The 18,642-nt window shown below is 59.1% G+C and carries 20 protein-coding genes; 16 read left to right on the top strand and 4 right to left on the bottom strand.

Going from position 1 to position 18,642, the window contains the following annotated elements; all coding sequences use genetic code 11:
• Positions 1 to 2 precede the first annotated feature (2 nt).
• The 3 genes from H9Q75_RS07750 to H9Q75_RS07740 form a co-directional block, all read right to left on the bottom strand.
• Complete coding sequence (locus H9Q75_RS07750; RefSeq protein WP_186565815.1) at positions 3 to 809, bottom strand: HAD family hydrolase; 807 nt, start codon at positions 807 to 809, stop codon at positions 3 to 5.
• A complete protein-coding gene (locus H9Q75_RS07745) occupies positions 806 to 1,825 on the bottom strand; it encodes a Gfo/Idh/MocA family protein (RefSeq protein ID WP_186565813.1) in 1,020 nt (339 codons plus the stop codon). The genes H9Q75_RS07750 and H9Q75_RS07745 overlap by 4 nt, the downstream gene beginning before the upstream one ends.
• Positions 1,826 to 1,895: 70 nt before the next feature.
• The gene (locus tag H9Q75_RS07740) at positions 1,896 to 2,699 is read right to left on the bottom strand and encodes a BtpA/SgcQ family protein (RefSeq protein WP_186565811.1); all 804 of its coding nucleotides are present in this window, start codon (positions 2,697 to 2,699) and stop codon (positions 1,896 to 1,898) included.
• Positions 2,700 to 3,126: 427 nt separating this feature from the next.
• Between H9Q75_RS07740 and H9Q75_RS07735 the strand changes: the two genes are divergently transcribed.
• From H9Q75_RS07735 to H9Q75_RS07670, 14 genes are all read left to right on the top strand, one after another.
• Positions 3,127 to 4,305 carry an ABC transporter substrate-binding protein gene (locus tag H9Q75_RS07735; RefSeq protein ID WP_186565809.1) on the top strand — a complete coding sequence of 393 codons (1,179 nt, stop codon included), beginning with the start codon at positions 3,127 to 3,129 and terminating at the stop codon, positions 4,303 to 4,305.
• A gap of 75 nt (positions 4,306 to 4,380) precedes the next feature.
• Positions 4,381 to 5,622 carry a hypothetical protein gene (locus tag H9Q75_RS07730; RefSeq protein ID WP_186565807.1) on the top strand — a complete coding sequence of 414 codons (1,242 nt, stop codon included), beginning with the start codon at positions 4,381 to 4,383 and terminating at the stop codon, positions 5,620 to 5,622.
• A 15-nt stretch (positions 5,623 to 5,637) separates the two neighbouring features.
• Positions 5,638 to 6,276 carry an HAD family hydrolase gene (locus H9Q75_RS07725; RefSeq protein WP_186565805.1) on the top strand — a complete coding sequence of 213 codons (639 nt, stop codon included), beginning with the start codon at positions 5,638 to 5,640 and terminating at the stop codon, positions 6,274 to 6,276.
• A 16-nt stretch (positions 6,277 to 6,292) separates the two neighbouring features.
• Positions 6,293 to 7,381, top strand: a complete 1,089-nt coding sequence (locus tag H9Q75_RS07720; protein ID WP_186565803.1) for a M42 family metallopeptidase — start codon at positions 6,293 to 6,295, stop codon at positions 7,379 to 7,381.
• Positions 7,382 to 7,405: 24 nt separating this feature from the next.
• Positions 7,406 to 8,914 (top strand): FGGY-family carbohydrate kinase, encoded by a 1,509-nt coding sequence (locus tag H9Q75_RS07715; protein WP_186565801.1) that lies wholly within the window; start codon positions 7,406 to 7,408, stop codon positions 8,912 to 8,914.
• Between the two features lie 19 nt (positions 8,915 to 8,933).
• Positions 8,934 to 9,707, top strand: a complete 774-nt coding sequence (locus H9Q75_RS07710) for a DeoR/GlpR family DNA-binding transcription regulator (protein ID WP_186565799.1) — start codon at positions 8,934 to 8,936, stop codon at positions 9,705 to 9,707.
• A 26-nt stretch (positions 9,708 to 9,733) separates the two neighbouring features.
• The gene (locus tag H9Q75_RS07705; protein WP_186565797.1) at positions 9,734 to 10,636 is read left to right on the top strand and encodes a sugar phosphate isomerase/epimerase family protein; all 903 of its coding nucleotides are present in this window, start codon (positions 9,734 to 9,736) and stop codon (positions 10,634 to 10,636) included.
• A gap of 127 nt (positions 10,637 to 10,763) precedes the next feature.
• Complete coding sequence (locus H9Q75_RS07700) at positions 10,764 to 11,429, top strand: class II aldolase/adducin family protein (RefSeq protein ID WP_186565795.1); 666 nt, start codon at positions 10,764 to 10,766, stop codon at positions 11,427 to 11,429.
• Positions 11,430 to 11,460: 31 nt separating this feature from the next.
• The gene (locus tag H9Q75_RS07695) at positions 11,461 to 12,249 is read left to right on the top strand and encodes an ABC transporter ATP-binding protein (protein WP_186565793.1); all 789 of its coding nucleotides are present in this window, start codon (positions 11,461 to 11,463) and stop codon (positions 12,247 to 12,249) included.
• Between the two features lie 14 nt (positions 12,250 to 12,263).
• Complete coding sequence (locus tag H9Q75_RS07690; RefSeq protein WP_186565791.1) at positions 12,264 to 13,052, top strand: ABC transporter permease; 789 nt, start codon at positions 12,264 to 12,266, stop codon at positions 13,050 to 13,052.
• Positions 13,053 to 13,066: 14 nt separating this feature from the next.
• Complete coding sequence (locus H9Q75_RS07685; protein ID WP_186565790.1) at positions 13,067 to 13,870, top strand: ATP-binding cassette domain-containing protein; 804 nt, start codon at positions 13,067 to 13,069, stop codon at positions 13,868 to 13,870.
• A 14-nt stretch (positions 13,871 to 13,884) separates the two neighbouring features.
• Positions 13,885 to 14,640 carry an ABC transporter permease gene (locus H9Q75_RS07680; protein WP_186565788.1) on the top strand — a complete coding sequence of 252 codons (756 nt, stop codon included), beginning with the start codon at positions 13,885 to 13,887 and terminating at the stop codon, positions 14,638 to 14,640.
• 81 nt (positions 14,641 to 14,721) lie between these two features.
• Positions 14,722 to 16,053: a M20 family metallopeptidase gene (locus tag H9Q75_RS07675; protein WP_186565786.1), complete on the top strand. Its 1,332-nt coding sequence runs from the start codon at positions 14,722 to 14,724 to the stop codon at positions 16,051 to 16,053.
• 20 nt (positions 16,054 to 16,073) lie between these two features.
• Positions 16,074 to 16,460: a hypothetical protein gene (locus H9Q75_RS07670; RefSeq protein WP_186565784.1), complete on the top strand. Its 387-nt coding sequence runs from the start codon at positions 16,074 to 16,076 to the stop codon at positions 16,458 to 16,460.
• A 63-nt stretch (positions 16,461 to 16,523) separates the two neighbouring features.
• Here the strand turns inward: H9Q75_RS07670 and H9Q75_RS07665 are convergent, their stop codons facing one another.
• Positions 16,524 to 17,180, bottom strand: a complete 657-nt coding sequence (locus tag H9Q75_RS07665) for a GDSL-type esterase/lipase family protein (protein ID WP_186565782.1) — start codon at positions 17,178 to 17,180, stop codon at positions 16,524 to 16,526.
• A 208-nt stretch (positions 17,181 to 17,388) separates the two neighbouring features.
• Between H9Q75_RS07665 and H9Q75_RS07660 the strand changes: the two genes are divergently transcribed.
• Positions 17,389 to 17,727 carry a cupin domain-containing protein gene (locus H9Q75_RS07660; RefSeq protein ID WP_186565780.1) on the top strand — a complete coding sequence of 113 codons (339 nt, stop codon included), beginning with the start codon at positions 17,389 to 17,391 and terminating at the stop codon, positions 17,725 to 17,727.
• 57 nt (positions 17,728 to 17,784) lie between these two features.
• Positions 17,785 to 18,447, top strand: coding sequence for a hypothetical protein (locus tag H9Q75_RS07655; RefSeq protein ID WP_186565778.1), 663 nt, complete (start codon positions 17,785 to 17,787; stop codon positions 18,445 to 18,447).
• Positions 18,448 to 18,642: the final 195 nt, after the last annotated feature.

The following is an 18,642-nucleotide window of genomic DNA, read 5'->3' as shown; positions in this document are numbered from 1 at the left end:
TTTTACACCTCATTATTCATAAAATCAGCTGCGTGGCGGAAGGCCTGCTCCATGCCGCCGTCCGCCACATCGGGAACCACCCGGTCCACGGCCTGCCGCACTGGCTCCAGCGCGTTGGCCGGCGCGTAGGAGTATCCGGCCAGCTGCAGCATGGGCAGGTCGGTCATACCGTCCCCGGCGCAGAAAAAGCGGGAGAGCGGAATATCCAGCTGACGGGAGAGGGCGGCCATGGCCGCCTCCTTACCCGCACCTGCGGCGACAATGTCCACAAAATTCCGGCTGGAAAAGGCGAATTGGCAGGTTTCCTCCGGGAAAAAGGGCCGGCATGCCTCCAGCTCCGCACGGTTGTCGCTGCACAGGACCAACTTGAGGATGGGCCCCTCTACCTGGTCCAGGGTGCGGATGGGCCCTGTGTTCTCCTCCCTCACACCCCGTTCGTTGAAGCGGCGGTTGCGGCGCAGCACATAGATCTCCCGCTGAGTAAATGCCTGCACGCTTACGCCGGGAAGCGCGGAGAGGACCCCGGCGATCCCGCTGCGCACCTCCGGGGCGAAGGGGCGGGACCATAAAACGGCGTTTTGGGCGCGGTCGAAGAGGGCGGCCCCGCCGTAGAGGACGCAGGGGGCGTTGGTCCCCAGCGCCTGGGCCACCGGCAGGGCGGAGACTGGCGCGCGACCGGTGCACACCGCCAGCAGGCCGCCCGCCGCGGTATAGGCCCGGGCTGCCGCGATTACCCCGGGGGCCAGACCGATCTCGCCCCGCACCAGGGTGCCGTCGATGTCCGAGAGAAAGAGCCAGGGCTTTGTCATCGACAGATCTCCACCACTGTGCCGGTGTCCGCGGATTGACGGATGGCGTTGACGGTGCGGATGACGTCCAGGCTCTGGTCAATGGTAACGACCTGGGGCGCGCGGCCCTCCTCGATGCACTGGAGGAAGTAGGCGATTTCAGCGGCATAGGGGTCATACTGCTCCAGATCACGGATCTCAGGGGCTTGCCCCTCCCGGTAGATCTTCAGCTGGGCCAGGGCGCCGTCCCGCTGGTTGATGTCATAGCCGGCGCAGTAGGTCAGCTCCACCGCAGCCCTGGCGCCCATCACCTTGGCGTACATGGAGAAGGGGAAGCCGGTGTGCATGTTGAAGGCGGTCTCCGCCACGGCCTTGACGCCGCTTTCATAGGTGATGTTGGCGAACACATTGTTGTAGCAATGGGTGTCGTCCTTGCTGGCCAGGGTATAGACGCTTTTGGCGGGGCCGAAGAGATAGTTCATATAGTCCACGTCGTGGACCATCATGTCGTACATGGCGCCGCCGCCGTTTTCCGGATCATAGAGCCAGGTGTTGTCCCACACCTGCCGCTCAGAGCAGCGGGAGAAGTACGCCAGATAGAGCTCGCCTAGCTCCCCTGCGTCCAGCATCTGCTTGATCTCCCGGTAGCCAGTCCAGAACCGGACCACCTGGGCGGTCATATAGGGCACCTTTGCCCGGGCCACGGCGTCCACGGCGGCCTGGGCCTGGGCCACCGTCATGGTGAAGGGCTTCTCGCACAGGACAGCCTTTCCATAGGAGGCGCAAAGGGCGATGTATTTGGAGTGGAGGTAGGTGGGCAGGCAGAGCAGGCACACATCCACCTGGGGCTGATTTTTCAGCAGCTCCTCTGCATCCGTGTACCAGGGACAGCCCAGCCGCTCGCCGGTCTCCTTTGCGCGATCCGGCAGAATCTCCGCCACAGCGGCCACCTGGGCGTTGGGAAGCTGGGCAATCGCCTTAAAATGACTCTTGGAGATCATGCCGCAGCCGATGACAGCAATCTGAAACCGTTTCATAAGAATGCCTCCATTTTCTCATTTGAAAGAAAGAGAGGGGCAAACTTGCCCCTCTCTGTTCCTTTGGTGGTCAGCGGACGCTGTGTACCTTGTCCATAAACTCCTTGACCCGGTCCAGCTCCACGTGGTTGTCGAACAGGCCGTCCTTCTTGAAGGTAGTGCCCACCACCGCGCCGTCGGCAATGGCCAGAATCTTCTCAATCGTGTTGACCTTGCAGCCGGTGTTGGCGAACACGGCGGTCTCGGGGATGGTATTCTTCACCCGGGCCAGCACGTCGGTGTCGGTGGCGGCGCCGGCGGTAATGCCGGAGACGCAGATGACGTCGGGCTTGTTGTTGAACACAGTGGTCTTGGCAATCTGCTCAATGGGGCGGTCGGCCAGATACTTGGCGGCCTCGGGCACAATGTTCCAGAGCAGCTTTACGTCCTTCAGGCCCAGCCGCATCTGATGGCGGACAATGGCGCCGGGATCGGTGTCCCACAGGCCATAGTCAGAGGCGTATACGCCGGACATGATCTCGCGGATGAACTTGGCGCCGGTCGCGGCGGCCAGATCCAGGGAGGCATAGGGATCCCACAGCATATTGACGCCAAAGGGGATCTTGATCTCGCTCTTCAGCTCGCCGATGACGCGGGCCATGCAGGCGGTGGTCACGGGCTCCACCTTGGTCAGGTAGGGCAGGCTGAATTCGTTGGAGAACATCACGGCGTCCACGCCGCCCTCCTGCAGGGCGAGGAACTCCGCACGGGCCATGTCCACCACTTTCTCCATGCCGCCGTCGGCGTCAAAATAGGGATCGCCGGGCAGTGCACGCACATGACACATGGCAACGATGGGCTTATGGGTCCCAAAGGTCTCTTTAATCCAGTCCATTGCTAATTCCTCCTTGAATTAAGACATGATAATGTAAATGTATTGCAAAAAACAGGGACAGCTTGATGCTTGGATCGGCAAGCGGCCCAGGGGATACCGCCCGCAGCGCGCAGTATCCCCCTGATTGCTTCGGTCACCAAGTGCATCTTATCATGGCGTGAGCGGTTTGTCAAACCGTTTTGCGCATTTCTGCGCGAGTCTGAGTATTTTGGGCAATTTGTCTTATTTTAGGGGTAAAAAATGTGCAAAACGTAGAAACGTGATCGCAAATGAAAAATTTTTGCAGCAAAATGCGCAATATTTTCTTGACGGGGGCGAGAAAACTATGTAAGATAAAAGACAGGAAGGCAAGGCGATCACGCGGCCTTGCTATGAGGCTGTCCGCGGCGGCGCTGCGGACAAGATCAAACAATTAGGAGGAAATGACATGAAAAAGCTACTGGCGACCCTTCTGGCCGGCGCTCTTGCAGTGAGCCTTGCAGCTTGCGGCAACAGCGGCGCTGGCAACTCCCCCGCGCCCTCGAGCAGCGCGCCCGTCGGCACTGACACTCCTGCTCCTGCGACCGGCGAGCCCTCCGGCGAGTTGCGCACCGTCAAGATGTGCCTGACCCGTACCGCTGAGGTGCTGGAGGATACCCCCTTCTGGGTTGCTGAGAACCTGGGCTACCTGGCCGAGGAAGGCCTGAAGCTGGAAATGATCGAGACCATCGGCACCACCGACTGTAAGATGGTCGCCACCGGCCAGGCGGACTTCGCGGTCCCCGGCCCCTCCCTGATCCTCCAGTCCATTGAGCAGGGCCTGCCCATCAAGGTGGTCTGCGCCTACGACGCCATCAACATCTGGGGCCTGTGCGTGCTCAACGACAGCCCCTATCAGACCTTTGAGGACATGAAGGACGCCGTCTCCAAGTACGGCCACAAGCTGACCGTGGCTCTGGGAGACGCCTCCTGGGAGTCCCTGGTTACCCCCACCCTGGTGGCTGCTGGCATCGATCCCGCTGAGGATCTGGAGTTCGTGGTCGCTGGCGACAACCGTTACGTGCAGGTCGCCGAGGGCGCTCTGGACATCCTGTTCACCTGGCCCGGCGAGGCTTATCAGCTGATCGGCCAGGGCTATGACTTCAAGTACATCGACGGCAACGACGTTCTGAAGACCAACTCCAACTCCATCATCACCAACACCAACCTGATCGCCAACGAGCCTGAGGTCGTAGAAGGTTATGTGCGCGCTCTGTGCAAGGGTATCTACTTCACCAAGTACAATCCTGAGGCCGCCGCTGCCGTGTCCTGCGACCAGTGGCCCAACATCGACATTACCTGGAAGGCAGCCGTGTATGTGCAGGAAGGCCGTAACTACCAGATGTTCGGTCCCGAGGGCGGCGAGGAAGAGACCAAGCTGCTGGAAAACATCGGCATTTCCTGGGAGGACAAGTGGCAGCTGAATGTGGATTCCATGCTGGAGTCCGGCGTCATCTCCACCGAAATTCCGGTCGAGGATATCTTCACCAACGACTTCGTGGATACCACCTGGGACCGCTCTCAGGTCGAGGCTGACGCCGACGCCTATGACTGGGAGGCCACTGCCGCCCGTTATGAGGCCGGCTGATCTCAATCTGAATAAACCGTCGGCAATTGAAAACGCGGGGTCTTCGGACCCCGCGTTTCTTAAAAGAGGACTTCTATGAAACGCATATTTGTCACAATCCTTTGCACCGCAATAGTTTTTTCCCTGCTGGCAGGCTGCCGTGGGGAGCAGAATGATCCGGATCCCACTGGAACCGCCTCCCCGACGCCGGAGGCCTCCGCATCCCCGGCTCCCGCCGCAGACGAGGTGGTGGCCCGGGTGGATGGCGTTGATATTCTGTACAGCCAGCTGGCTGAGCAGATGGTGATGTTGGAAGCAATGTATAGCGGTCTGTCCGATCAATTGACCAAGGAGGAGCTACAGGAAAAGCTCCATACCGCTGCGCTGAGCAGCCTAGAAAATCTGATTGCCGAGCAGATCCTACGCACAAAGATAGATGAATATGGACTGACGCTCACCCAGGAGGAGCAGAGCGCGGCCGAGGCGGTCTGGGAGCAGACCCTTGCCTCGATGACCCAATCGGTCCAAAGCACTTACCCGGATCTGGAGGGCGACGACCTGGACGCCATGGTCCAGATCGCTCTGGAGGGCAGCGGCCTGCAGGAGGAGACCGTGGTGGCCAGCGCCGTCCAGTCCGCCCTGGTAAACAAGCTGAAGGAGCAGGTGGCGGCCCAGCAGCCCGCTCCGTCCAAGGCTGAGGTGGAGGCGTCCTACCAGCAGCTGCTGGAGGAGCAGAAGAGCTCCTTTGACGAGAGCCCTACCGCCTTTGAATCCCAGGCGCTGGGGGGCGGACCGCTGGCCTATGTGCCCCAGCGCTACCGGGTGCTTCAGGAGATTTACCTGCGCTTTGATGATGAGGTGATCCAGCTGCTGGAGCAGATGAAGCAGTATGACGACGAGGAGAGCGACTCCTATGAGGAGATGCTGGCATTGGAATACCAGCGCCTGCGGGAGGGCGCGCTGCCCGAACTGCGCAGACGGCTGGAGGATGGGACTTCTTTCGCCTCCCTGATGGAGGAGGTCAAGCCGGGCAGCAGCTCCACCTACAATTACGTCAGCGAAAATACCACCCGCCTGTCCCAGGAGTATAAGGACGCGGCGCTGTCCATCTCCGCCCCCGGACAGGTCTCCGAGGGGGAAGTCAAGCTGGAGTACGGCTATGCGGTGCTCTACTGGGCCGATACGCTGGAGCCGGGCGTGCGTCCCCTGGAGGAGGTATACGACGCCATTGCCGCACAGCTGGCCAAGCAGAGCGGGAGCCAGGCGTGGAGTCAGATTCAGGCCCAGTGGCGGCAGGAGGCGTCTGTGGAGATCTACGAAGAACGCCTGGGCTATTAAGGAGAGGATACCGCGATGAAGAAGACGGGCATTTTTTTTGATTTTGACGGCACCCTGTTCTATGGCACAACAGATATCAACTTTCAGGTGATCAACCTGACGCTGGCGGATATGGGGCGCCCCCCCATCACCCGGGAGGAGGCCAACTCCACCGTGGGCGATAAGCTGGAGGACGCCTGCCGCCGGATCCTGCAGACAGACGACCAGACCCTGTGCGATCGCCTGCTCCAGGGGATCATTGACCACGCGCCCGAGGCGGTGGAGCGCTACGCCCAGGTGGAGCCGGAGTGCGTGCATATGCTCCGCACCCTCTCCTCCAAAGCGCCCCTGGCCATCTGCTCCAATGCGGAGGAGAGTTATCTCACCGCCCTGCTGGAGAAGTTCGGCGTCCGGGACTGCTTCTCCTACATCTGGCACCGGACCCCCGGCTATGACAAAAAGGCCGCGATCCCCAGGCTCAAGGAGCTACTGGGCGTGGACCGGGCGGTGATGGTGGGCGACCGTGCGGAGGATGTGTCCTCCGGCAAGGCTAACGGCTGCATCACTGTGGCCATGCAGAACGACTTCGGCGCGCGGGACGCTCTGGGCGCCGACTACGACGTGTACAATCACAGGGAAATGGAGCAGGTGCTGCTTCAGATCCTTGCAGAATAAAAGGAGTGTGCATCATATGTCCAGTAAGGAAATTTTAAAAGAGTTTATGCTCACCTCCGCCCCCAGCGGATATGAGAGCGAGATGGCCTATAAGCTCAAGACCCATTTGGAGCAGTACTGCGACGACGTGACCATCGACCGGGTGGGCAACGTCATCGCCAAGGTGCCCGGCAGGAATCCCGCCCTGCCCCGGGCCATGGTGTTCGGCCACATGGATCAGCTGGGCTTTATCGTCCGCAAGGTGGAGGAGGACGGCTTTATCCAGGTGGACCGCCTGGGCGGCATTCCAGAGAAGGTGCTCCCCGGCCTGCAGCTGGTCATCCGCAGCGAGGACGGCAAGTGGCACCCCGGCGTATTCGGGCCCAAGGCCCACCACGCCACCCCGGCGGAGGAGAAATACAAAGTGGACCTGGTGACCTCCCTGTTTATTGATGTGGGCGCCTCCAGCGCCCAGGAGGTCCACGACATGGGCATTTATGTGGGCTGCCCCGTGGTTTACAAGCCCGCCTTCCAGGAGCTGTGCGGCTCCAAGGTCGCTGGCACCGCCGTGGACAACCGGGGCGCCTGTACCGCCCTGGTGGAGATGGCCCGGCAGTTCAAGGAAGAGCCCCCCGCCTGCGACGTGTACCTGGTGGGCACGGTGTGGGAGGAGTTCAATCTGCGCGGTGCCATGATGGCCGCCCGTACGGTGAAGCCCGATCTGGCCATCTCCCTGGATGTGACACTGGCGGGAGACACCAAGGATCTGGCCACCAAGTTTGAGGATAAGATGGGCGAGGGCCCCTGCGTCCATCTCTACAGCTTCCACGGCCGGGGGACCCTCAACGGCACTTTGCCCCACGAGCCCATGTTCAAGCTGGCCAAGCGCACCGCCCAGGAGATGGGCAAGCCCCTGCAGCGCTTTGCCTCTCTGGGCATCCTCACCGACTCGGCCTATATCCAGCTGGAGGGCGAGGGCGTGGCCTGCCTGGAGATGGGCTTCCCCGCCCGCTACACCCACACTCCTGTGGAGGTGTGCGACGTGCAGGACATCGACGCGCTGGCCACCCTGTGCGCGGGCATGATGCGCCGGGTGGACGAGAGTTTCCACGTGGGCCGCTATTAAAAAACCAACCGGGAGGGCGGAACGATGAAATATTTTATGGGCATTGACATCGGTACCTTCGGCAGCAAGGGCACCCTGGTGGATGAGCAGGCCCGCATTGTGGCCGAGCACAGCGTCAGCCACGAGATGGAGATTCCCCAACCCGGCTATGCCGAGCACGATGCGGAACAGACCTGGTGGGGGGAGCTGTGTACCATCAGCAAGACCCTCATCCGGGAGTCCGGCGTGGACCCCAAGGACATCGAGGGGCTGGGCTGCAGCACCATCGGCCCCTGCTGCCTGCCGGTGGATGAAAGCCTCAATTCCCTCCGCAAGGCCATCCTCTACGGCATCGACTGCCGGGCGGTGGCTGAGATCACCTACCTGGAGGAGCTGTACGGCAAGGAGAATATTTTCCGCCGCTGCGGCACGCCGCTGACCACCCAGTCCGCAGCGGCCAAGGTGCTCTGGATCAAAAACCGGGAGCCGGAGGTCTATGCCAGGGCGGCCAAGTTTGTCACCGGCAGCACCTATCTGGTGGCCAAGCTCACCGGGGAGTATGTCATCGACCACTACACTGCAGCCACCTGGGTCCCTCTCTACGATATGGAGAAGCTGGACTGGGTGGACGACACCTCGCTCTTTTGCCGCCGGGACCAGCTGGCCAAGTGTTTGTGGAGCAATGAGGTGGCCGGCACGGTCCATGAGCAGGCGTCGAAAGAGACCGGTCTGGCGGTGGGCACCAAGGTGACCACCGGCACGGCCGACGCCTCGGCCGAGGCCTTCAGCGTGGGGGTGCTCAACCCGGGGGACATGATGCTCATGTACGGCTCCTCCATCTTTATCATCCACGTGGTGGAGAAGCTCACGGTGGACGACCGACTGTGGGCGGGGCCCTACCTTTTCCCGGGGACCTACTCCGTGGCCGCAGGCATGAGCTGCGCGGGCACCCTGACCCACTGGTTCCGGGACAATTTTGCCCTGGACCTGGACGCCAAGGCCCGGGAGAGCGGCGCCAATGTGTTCGGGGAGATCGCCAAGCTGGCCGAGGGTGTGCCCGCCGGGTCGGAGGGGCTGGTCATCCTGCCCTACTTCTCCGGAGAGCGCACCCCCATCAACGACCCCAAGGCCAAGGGCATGATCTTTGGCCTGAACCTGCAGCACACCCGGGCCCATATCTACAAGGCGCTTTTGGAGGGCGTGGGTTACGGGATCAACCAGCATTTTGAGATCTTCGACGCCCTGCAGATGGGCACCAGGAAGGTGATGGCGGTGGGCGGCGGCACCAAGAACCCCGCCTGGCTCCAGGCCGTGTCCGACATCAGCGGCAAGCGTCAGCATGTGGCCCAGGTGGAGACCGGCGCGGCCTATGGCGACGCGCTGATCGCCGCCCTGGCCACCGGATTCTATCGGGACTCCGCCCAGGTGGCGGAGCAGATCCGCATAAAGCGCACCATTGAGCCCAATATGGACAACTATGCGGCTTACGCCCCCTATCGCAGGCGGTATCAGCGGCTGTACCTGCAGACGAAGGATCTGATGGGCGAGTATTAAAACAAGGTGGAGAGGGAACATGCTGAAGGCGGAGCGCTACAAAAAGATTGTTGACTTTGTCAATGAATGTGGGGCAGCGACCGTGGACCGGCTGGCGGAGGTGACACAGGTTTCCAAGGCGACCATTCGGCGGGACCTGGTACAGCTGGCGCAGGAACGGGCGCTTCTGCGTACCCACGGCGGCGCTGTGGTCTACCGCCAGATTCCCGCAGAGGAACTCCCGATCGAGGTGCGCGGACAGATGCACCGGGAGGCCAAGGAGCTGGTGGCGGAGGCCGCGGTCTCCCTGATTCGGGAGGAGACCACGATCTATATCGGGGCCGGCACCACCGGAAGGGCTCTGGCATCCAAGCTGGGGAATTTTCATCGGCTGACGGTATTGACCAATGATCTGGATGTGGCCCGCGCGGTCGCCGCCACGGACAATACGCTGATCGTGGCCGGCGGACAGCTGAAAAAGAACAGCTGGACCCTTTACGGCTTTTTTACCGAGCAGATGCTCCAGGAGCTCCAGGTGGATACAGCTTTTATGATTGTAGACGCAGTGGATGTGGGCAACGGATTTATGGATTACGGCGTGGACGAGGTCAGCCAAAAGCGGCTGGTGCTTCACAACGCCAAGCGCTGCATTATGCTGTGCGACGCCACTAAATTTAAAAATTCTGCGTTTGTGAATGTCTGCCCCCTCAGCACCGTCCAAGGCGTGGTGACCAACGCGGAGGCGGACCCGGCCGACCTGAAGGTGCTCCGGGAGGCTGGAATTCAGGTGATCCAGGCGCAGAAAAAGAAATAGACCCAACACACAAGGAGGAGTAAGGTATGCGTTCCAAGCTACACAAGGGGATCAACATCTGGTCCTTCGATCAAAGCCAGCCCCTGGAGACCTGTATGCGCTTGGCCAAGGATGCCGGGTTCGAGGGTATCGAGCTGGCCATGGCAAAGGACGGGCCTCTGGGCCTGCACAGCAGTGATGAAGAGATCCTGGCCGTCAAAAAGCTGGCCGACGACATTGGCATCCAGATCTGCAGCCTGGCCACAGGCCTGTATTGGCAGTATTCGCTGACGGCAAACCCGCCGGAGATTCGGGAGCAGGCTAAGCAGGTGGTCCGCCGCCAGATCGACATGGCCGCTCTGCTGGGTGTGGACTGCATCCTGGTCTGTCCGGGTACGGTGGGCGTGGATTTCCGTCCGGAGGATGTGGTGCCTGACGCCAATGATGTGACATTCTTTGCCGGCAGCGAAGTCATTGATTACGACGTGGCCTATGATCGTTCCCAGGCCGCGCTGAAGGAGTTGGCCCCCTATGCCCAGGAGAAGGGCGTCATCATCGGGATTGAAAACATCTGGAACAAATTCCTGCTCAGCCCCATGGAGTTCCGCACGTTCCTGGACGAGATCGGTTCCGACTATGTGGGCGCGTTTTTGGACGTGGGCAATATGGTGCTCTACGGCTACCCAGAGCACTGGATCAAGATCCTGGGCAAGCGGATCAAGAAGGTCCACTTCAAGGACTATCGCCGGGACGCCAAAGGTCTGGCTGGCTTCGTAGACCTGCTGGCCGGCGACGTGGACTGGGTGAAGGTGGTCGACGCCTTTGAGGCCATAGGCTACGAGGGCTGGGCAAGCGCTGAGATGTGCCCCACCTACAGGCTCTATACCAATCAGATGATCTACAATGCGTCTGCAGCCATGGACTGTATTCTCCGCCGGAAGGAAAACTGATTTGCATATGCGAAACATTTTGACATAATTTGAACTAAATTGGCGCATTATGTTGCATTAGTCTCCAAAAGGTGCTATTATGTCATTACAGCCGCAATCGGAATTTTCAACGAAGGGACGAGAAAAAATGAACACAAACGTACGCTATGAGTTCAAGCTGCTTACGGCCTCCTACGCGAAGGAATTTGTGGAGAAAAAATTTACGCCCGGTATGGATTCCGGCGATTGGAGCATGCGCGACAGCGAGACGGGACTCATCTATATCTGTCCCAGGCCCAACGCCTCTTTTGACATTCGCCCGGACTGGCGGGTCATCAAGGCCGAGCACATCTGTGTGTGCGACGGCGAGGGCAATCTGGTGGAGGACAACGGCTTCCTTCCCACGGTGGAGCTGCCCATGCATCTGGCCATCTATAAAGCGCGGCCAGAGGTCAACGCCATCGTACATAGTCATCCCTTGTACTCTTCCGCGTTTGCGGTGACGGGAGAGGACATCCCCTTCCTCCTGGCGGAGCAGGGGCTGTTCCTGGGCGGCAGCACCCGCTGCGCCGAGTATGGCCTGGTGGGCTCCACCGATCTGGGCGAGAAGATTGTGGCTGCCCTGGAGGGCGGCAGAAAGGCCGCGCTGCTGCGTAACCATGGCGCGGTGGTGCTGGGGAAGGATTTGGAAGAGGCCTTTATCGTCTCCGACTTCCTGGAGCACGGCGCCTATGTGGCCTATATGGCCAAGCAGGTGGGCAAGCCCATCGAGCTGAGCATGGACAACATTCTGGATCCCGGTTTGGAACTGTAACGTCCCGGAATCGCCGAAAGAAGGAAACAGTATGCAAAATAAAGTATTCAGCATCCAGCACATTGCCAAGGCTTTCGGAAACGAGAAGGATGGCAACTACATCCAGGTGCTTAAGGACATCAGCATGGACATTTACGAGAAGGAGTTTATCGTGATTCTGGGTAACTCCGGCTGCGGCAAGTCCACGTTCCTGAAGATCCTGGGCGGCATCGACAGCGCCACGGATGGCTCCATGGAGCTGCACGGCAAGGATATCGGCCGAGAGATCCCCCGTGAGGAGCTGAAAAAATTCGGCTTTGTGTTTCAGAGCAACAACCTGCTGCCCTGGCGGACCGCGGAGGGGAACCTGCGCTTCAATCTGAATACTATGAAGCTGAAGGGCCCCGAGTGGGACAAACGGGTGGACGAGATGCTGGACATCGTCGGGTTGCTGGACTATAAAAAGGTCTATCCCCATGAGTTGTCCGGCGGCATGAGGCAGCGCGTCGGCATTGCCCGCGCCCTGGTGCACGACCCCGACATCCTGATCCTGGACCAGCCTCTGGGGGCCCTGGATGCCATTACCCGCAAGATGCTGTCCTATGAGATCCTGAATATCTGGAAGAAGACCCAAAAGACCGTCGTCATGGTGACCAACAACGTGGATGAGGCGATCCTCCTGGCCAACCGTATTTTTGTGTTCTCCAACAAGCCCGCCACCATCACCCACGAGATCCCGGTGGACATTCCGCTGGAGCACCGAAATCATGAGATCGCCAACGACAAGAGATTCAATGAGCTGCGAGAGCAGATCAATGAGATCGTGCGGGCAACGCTGTAAGGGAGGTCGCAACTATGACACAGAGCAATCCGGTCAAACGGGTGAAAAAGAAAAAAGAATTCAACCCCATAAACGTCATCGCCCCGCTGGTGGTTCTGGCCATCATCTATGTGGGCCTGGAAATTTTCCTGCGGGTATTCAACGTATCGGAGTACGTCATGCCCACCCCCACCCACATCATTCAGGGCACGATCAAAAGCTTCCATATTATTCTGCCCGACTTTCTCTTCACATTGAAGATTATCTGCATCGGCTTCTGTATCGCCATCCCCGCGGGGATCCTGCTGGCGGCGCTCTTTTCCCAGTTTGATCTGCTGGTGAAGGCCATGCAGCCCGTGGTCATCTGGCTGGTCATTACCCCCATGATTACCCTGATTCCGCTGATGACTCTTTGGCTGGGTACCGACCCCAACCTGCGCGTGATCATCGTGATTATCCAGGCCACACCCATCATCTGCCTGAACACCCTGAACGGCTTTACCCATGTGGAGCGGGAGAAGCTGGAGCTGGCCCGCTCCGTGGGCGCCACCAAGCTGCAGACCTTTTTGAGCATTACCTTTATGAACGCCATGCCTCAGGTATTTACCGGCATCAAGTTGGGCTGTATCTTCTCCACCATCGGCGCGGTCAGCGCGGACTTCGTTAGCCGCGGCCGCGGCCTGGGCGACCGCATTATCAAGTTCATGAAATACAGCAACTTTGAGGAGAGCTACGGCTGCATCATTCTCATCGCGCTGATCGGCATCGGCCTGTATACCATTGTCAGCATGATTGAGAAGCGTGTCGTGCTCTGGAAGAAGTAAGGAGGTGAGCAGCTGTGCAGGAACCTAAAATTAAGTTTTCCCATGTGACCAAACAGTTTGAGACCCGCAGCCAGACCATTCTGGCTGTCAAGGACTACTCTATGGAGATCCAGCCCGGCGAGTTCATCTCCATTCTGGGTCCGTCCGGCTGCGGCAAATCCACCTTGATCCGGATGCTGGACGGTATCATCGACACCACTGAGGGCGACATCTTCATTGACGGCGTAAAAGTCAACCACAAGGGGAAGAAGATGCCCGCCGAGGTACTTCGGAAGATGGGCTTTATCTTCCAGCAGCCCAATATGCTGCCCTGGCGCACCGTGCGTCAGAACGTGGCCCTGCCGCTGGAAGTATTCGGCCTGAAGGGGCCTGAGTGGGAAAAGCGCGTGGACGAACTGCTGGAGATGGTGGGCCTGACGGAGTATGCCAACGCCCGCCCCAATGAGATCTCCGGCGGCATGCTCCAGCGGGCCGGCGTAATCCGCGCCATGGTTCACGACCCTGAGATCCTGCTCATGGACGAGCCCTTCGGCGCGCTGGATGAGCTTACCCGCGAGCAGATGAACATGGAGCTGCTGGATATCTGGAGCAAAACCGGCAAGACCATTATCTTCATCACCCATAACATTGAGGAGTCCGTGCTGCTCTCCTCCCGTGTGTACGTCATGGGAACCAATCCCGGACGGCTGGTGGAGACCGTTACCCTGGACCTGCCCCGCCCCCGTACGTTGTCCATGATCACTCAGGAAAAATTCATCGAGTACCGCCAGCTGCTGGAGGGCTACATCGGTGAGATCGACCTGAGCAAGATTAAGTGAGGAGGCGCGGCAGCATGAAAACAAAGAGTAGAATTACCAGCATCGTGGCGCCTGTGGTGACCTTTGTGCTGATTTTTGTGGCGTGGGAGATTGCCTGCCGGGTCACTGGCGTGCCCTCCTGGTTTGTCCCCAAGCCCTCGGAGATTTTCCACTCCATGGTGGTGGACTTCCAGGTCTATCTGCCCCACATTCTGGTCACCCTTCAGTGTGTGCTCATCGGCTTTTTGATCGCCATCCCTGTAGGCCTGATCGTATCCACCCTGATTACCAGCTTCCCCCTGCTGAATGCGGCCATGTCCCCGTACATTACCTTTCTGGTTACCACGCCGCTGATTTCCCTGATCCCCCTGCTGATGCTGGCCATGGGCTATGGCATGAGCATGCGTATCACTGTGGTGGTGATTCAGGCCTTTGCCGTCATCAATATGAACGCCTGTACCGGCTTCAACAATGTGCCGACCATCCGCCGGGAGCTGATGCAGTCCGTGGGCGCCAGCCGGCTGCAGACCTACTGGAAGATGATCCTGCCCTCTGCGGCCACGGATATTATCACCGGCCTGCGTCTGGCGGCCATCTTTGCCACCACCACCTGTATCAGCGTGGAGTACAACGCCGGCAACACCGGCCTTGGGTCCCAGATCATCAAGTACTCCCAGTACATGAAGACGCCTGAGTCCTTTGCGTGCATTTTCTATGTGACCATCATCGGCCTGATTATGTATGCCCTGATCTCCATCATCCAGAAGAAGATTGTCAACTGGCAGGAGTGATTCAACCGGCAGCTCAAAGCGGCAGCCGCGCCCACCGGCGGCGCGGCTGCCTTGGTTTTATAAGGAAAGGATCTGAGTGTAATGGACAACCAGCAGAAGGTATTCGGCTATATCGACAGCCACCGGCGGGAAATTGTAGATTTTTTAAAGCAGATGGTGTCCTTCCCCACCATAAATGACGGGGACAGCGACGGCAATGAACTGCCGCTGCAGAATTTCCTGGCGGAAAAGCTGAAGGAAGAGCAGTTTGACCGGGTGGTGACGGCCGCTTACGACGAGGAGGGGCGCCGGCCCAACGTGGTGGCCACCCGCAAGGGTACGGGCGGAGGCCGCTCTCTGGCATTTAACGGGCACAGCGATGTGGTGCCCATCAGCTATCCGGAGCGGTGGCTGTGTGAACCCTTTACTCCAACGGAGGTGGACGGCAAGCTGTACGGCCGCGGCACCAGCGACATGAAGGGCGGCCTGGCCGCCGCCTATTTCGCTATAAAAGCCATCCGGGACAGCGGTCTGAAGCTCAAGGGCGATGTAGTGTTCCACTCCTCGGTGGGGGAGGAGTCCCAGTCCGCCGAGACCATTGGTGCCGAGCGGGCGGTAAAGGACCACTACCATACCGACTTCGCCATTGTCTGCGAGCCCAGCAATCTGGAGGTGCAGATCGCCTCCTCCGCGCTGGTGTTCTTTAAGCTGATTGTGGAGGGCAAGGGCGTGCATGTCTCCGCCCGCAACCAGATGCTTTTCCCCCAGGCGGACGGCTTGGCCAGCGGCAATGACATCGCCGTGGACGCCTTCCGCAAATCTCTGCCCTTTGTGGAGTATTTTAATCGGCTGGAGGTGGAGTGGAATCACCGCTACCGCGATAAGATCATGGGTGTGGGCGGCATTGGCGGCCATGATCAGCAGGGCGTGGGCGTGTTTACCATGAACCCCTGCTTTATCCAGGGCGGCGAGTACCTGGGCACAGTCCCCTCCCACATGGAGTACACCTATAGCATCTGGTACCCGGATCAGCTGGTCAGCCGGGATGAGATTCTGGACGAGATTCGCCGGGGCGTGGCGGCCATTGCCAGCACGGACGACTGGCTGCGGGAGCACCCGCCGGTGGTGGAGGCGCCGGTGATCCAGGACTGGCCCGGCTTCGCGGTGGAGCGGGAGCACCCGGGCGTGCAGACCCTCTGCGGAGCGGTGGGAGAGGCGCTGGGGCGTCCCGCCATTATCTCAGGTTTCCGGGCGGTATGTGACGCATACTACCTTAACCGCCAGGGGGTGCCAGCGGTGGTGCTGGGTCCGGGCGCGCTGAACAACAACGTCCACGGGGACAACGAGTTCATCTATATTGACGACCTGATCAAGGCCACGAAAATCTATGCCGCGATGATTATGGACTGGTGCGGCGTGGATGAAAAACAATAGGACGGAAAGGAATACCGATTATGTCGCAGCAAGCCCGCCGCAATCTTACGAGACTTCTCTCCCTGGTGGTAGCAGTCCTGTGCATGGGCCTGAGCATCTTTGCTGTTCGGGCCGGCAAGGGGACACAGCCGGAATTTCAGCTGGGCGACTTCAGCGGCGTCTCAGTGGAAGAAAAACAGAAGGCCTTTGAGGAGAGCCAAAGCAGTGAAGATCTGGTAGAATTGCTGAAGGTGCTGTGTTACCAAGCGGTGGTGGAAGAAAACAAGGCGGTCGAGCCCCTGATCGTCGAGTACGGTACGCTTTTATACGACCGGGCCCGGGCGGAAGAGGTGGACCTGTCCACCCTGGGAGATGATGAGACCATGCTGGAACTGCTGCGCTGGATCAAAAGTTTCGGCGCAAAATAGGGAAAAGCGCACCCGAACCGATCGGGTGCGCTTTTTTCGCACACAGGGAAAACTGCGGGCAGATCAGCCCAGCATCTCCTTGATTTTTGCAGTCACGGCCCTGCCCAGCTTGGCGTGGTCCTCCCGGTCATAGTGCAGACCGTCCAGCTCGTTGATCTTGAAGTCCATCTCCCCGCAGTCAATAAAGCCGCATCCGTGGCGCTCTGCCACATCTCGGTAGAGGGCGCCCAGCTGCATGCTCTTCTCATAGGCCAGGGGACCATAGCTGAAGCCGAAGATCATGTCGGCAATGTGCTCCTTCACCGGAGCAGGGGCGATGAGCAGTACCTTGGGAACCGGATAGTTATAGTAGGACTGCTGCGCCGCAGTGACCAGCTTTTCCACACCAAAGGCGATCATGCCGGCGGTCAGGTTAAACATGTGCTTGAGCTCGTTGACGCCCATCTGGATGATGACCAGATCCAGGGGGGCCTGGGCGTCCAGCGCGGTCTCCAGGCTGGCAATGCCCAGACGGTGGGGAAAGTAGGGATCCTCCACCATGTTGGTGCGGGCGTTGAGCGCGTCCTCGATGATGCGGTACCCGCTGCCCAGCGCGTTCTGGACAATGCCCGGCCAGCGCTCTTCAAAGGGCAGCCGCTGCCCGGCGCCCAGCGCGGGATCGTAAGTGGTGTAATCATACCCCCAGGTGTTGGAATCGCCAAAACAGAGAATATTCTTCATAATGCCGCACTCCTTTTCTATCGGTCCGGGCCTGCTTTTATCAGTCCAGTTTTGGATTAAAAATAGCATATCACAACCAGAAGAGGCTGACAAGGGGATAAATCAAAATGAATCAAAATTATTCATAATGTATCAAAATTGCCTTGACGCTGGGATGGCACAGGGGTATAATAGAAAAAGAAACCAAACGGAAAAGGAGGGCTGTTTCATGGAGAAACGAGGGCGTATTATTCACCCGAAGGACGCAAAGGTGGCCATGGAGGACCAGGAGCTGGTGCGCGAGTATGTACGTACTGACAAAATTACCTTTGGCGTATCCAGGCTGATGCCGGGCGCTGTGGGTGCGCTGGACCCCGGGCACACGGAGGCAGATGAAATTTTTTACTGCGCCGAGGGCCATGTGCTGTGCTACTTCCCGGAGGACGACACTTACTATGAGCTGGAGCAGGGAGATGCCCTGGTGATCCCTCCGGCGACCGGACATAAGCTGTTCAACATTGGCGATGAGCCCGCGGTGGTCACCTGGAGCTGCGCGCCGCATCCCTGATGGGAAGCAGAAAAACGCAGACAGAAAATTTTGAATTTAGAATGGAGCGTATGTAACATGAATCCCGAACTGATTGTCATGCTCACCCACAACGACCGGACAGTCTCCAATGCGGCTGAAATTTTTGAGGCGTGCAAGGACGCGCCTGCCGTCAACTGGGGCTTTAAAGAGGTGGGCCTGCCTCTGGAGGAGATGAAACAGCTGTTCTCCTATATGAAGCAGTGTGGCAAGCGCACCTTCCTGGAGGTAGTGGCTTATACTGAAGAGGAGTGCATGGAGGGCGCCAAGATGGCTGTGGCATGCGGCGTGGACGTACTTATGGGGACCCTGTTCTTTGACTCCATCAACGACTACTGCAAGGCCAATGGCCTGAAGTACATGCCCTTTGTAGGCAAGATCACCGGCCGTCCCTCCGTGCTGGAAGGCACCATTGAGGGGATGATTGAAGAGGCCAACTCCTACCTGGCCAAGGGTGTGTATGGCATTGACCTTCTGGGATACCGCTATACCGGTGACGCGGCGGAGCTCAACCGAGCCTTCGTGGCTGGTGTGAAAGCCCCGGTGTGCCTGGCGGGCAGCATCTCCAATTACCAGCGCCTGGACGAGGTGAAGGCCACCGGCGCCTGGACCTTTACCATCGGCGGTGCGTTCTTTGAGAACAAGTTTGACGGCACCTTTGCCGAGCAGATTACCAAGGTTGTGGAGTACATGGCAAAGTAAATCCATATATATAACAAAAGCCCCCGCTGCAAAGTCCACGGTCGCATAGGGAAACAATGTGAACCAAGGGCAATCGGTACGGAACGAAATAGACACGAGTTATCAGAAATGATGACTCGTGTCTGTTTTTGTGTGTATATTTTGTCCGAGGATGGTTTTTGTGATTCGTGCATCAACGTCAGCGATTGAAACTTG

This window comes from Lawsonibacter celer, assembly GCF_014281125.1.
Lineage (GTDB): Bacteria > Bacillota > Clostridia > Oscillospirales > Oscillospiraceae > Lawsonibacter_B > Lawsonibacter_B celer.
Note: the sequence above shows the minus strand (reverse complement) of the source record. Positions and strands in the feature narration are given on the sequence as shown.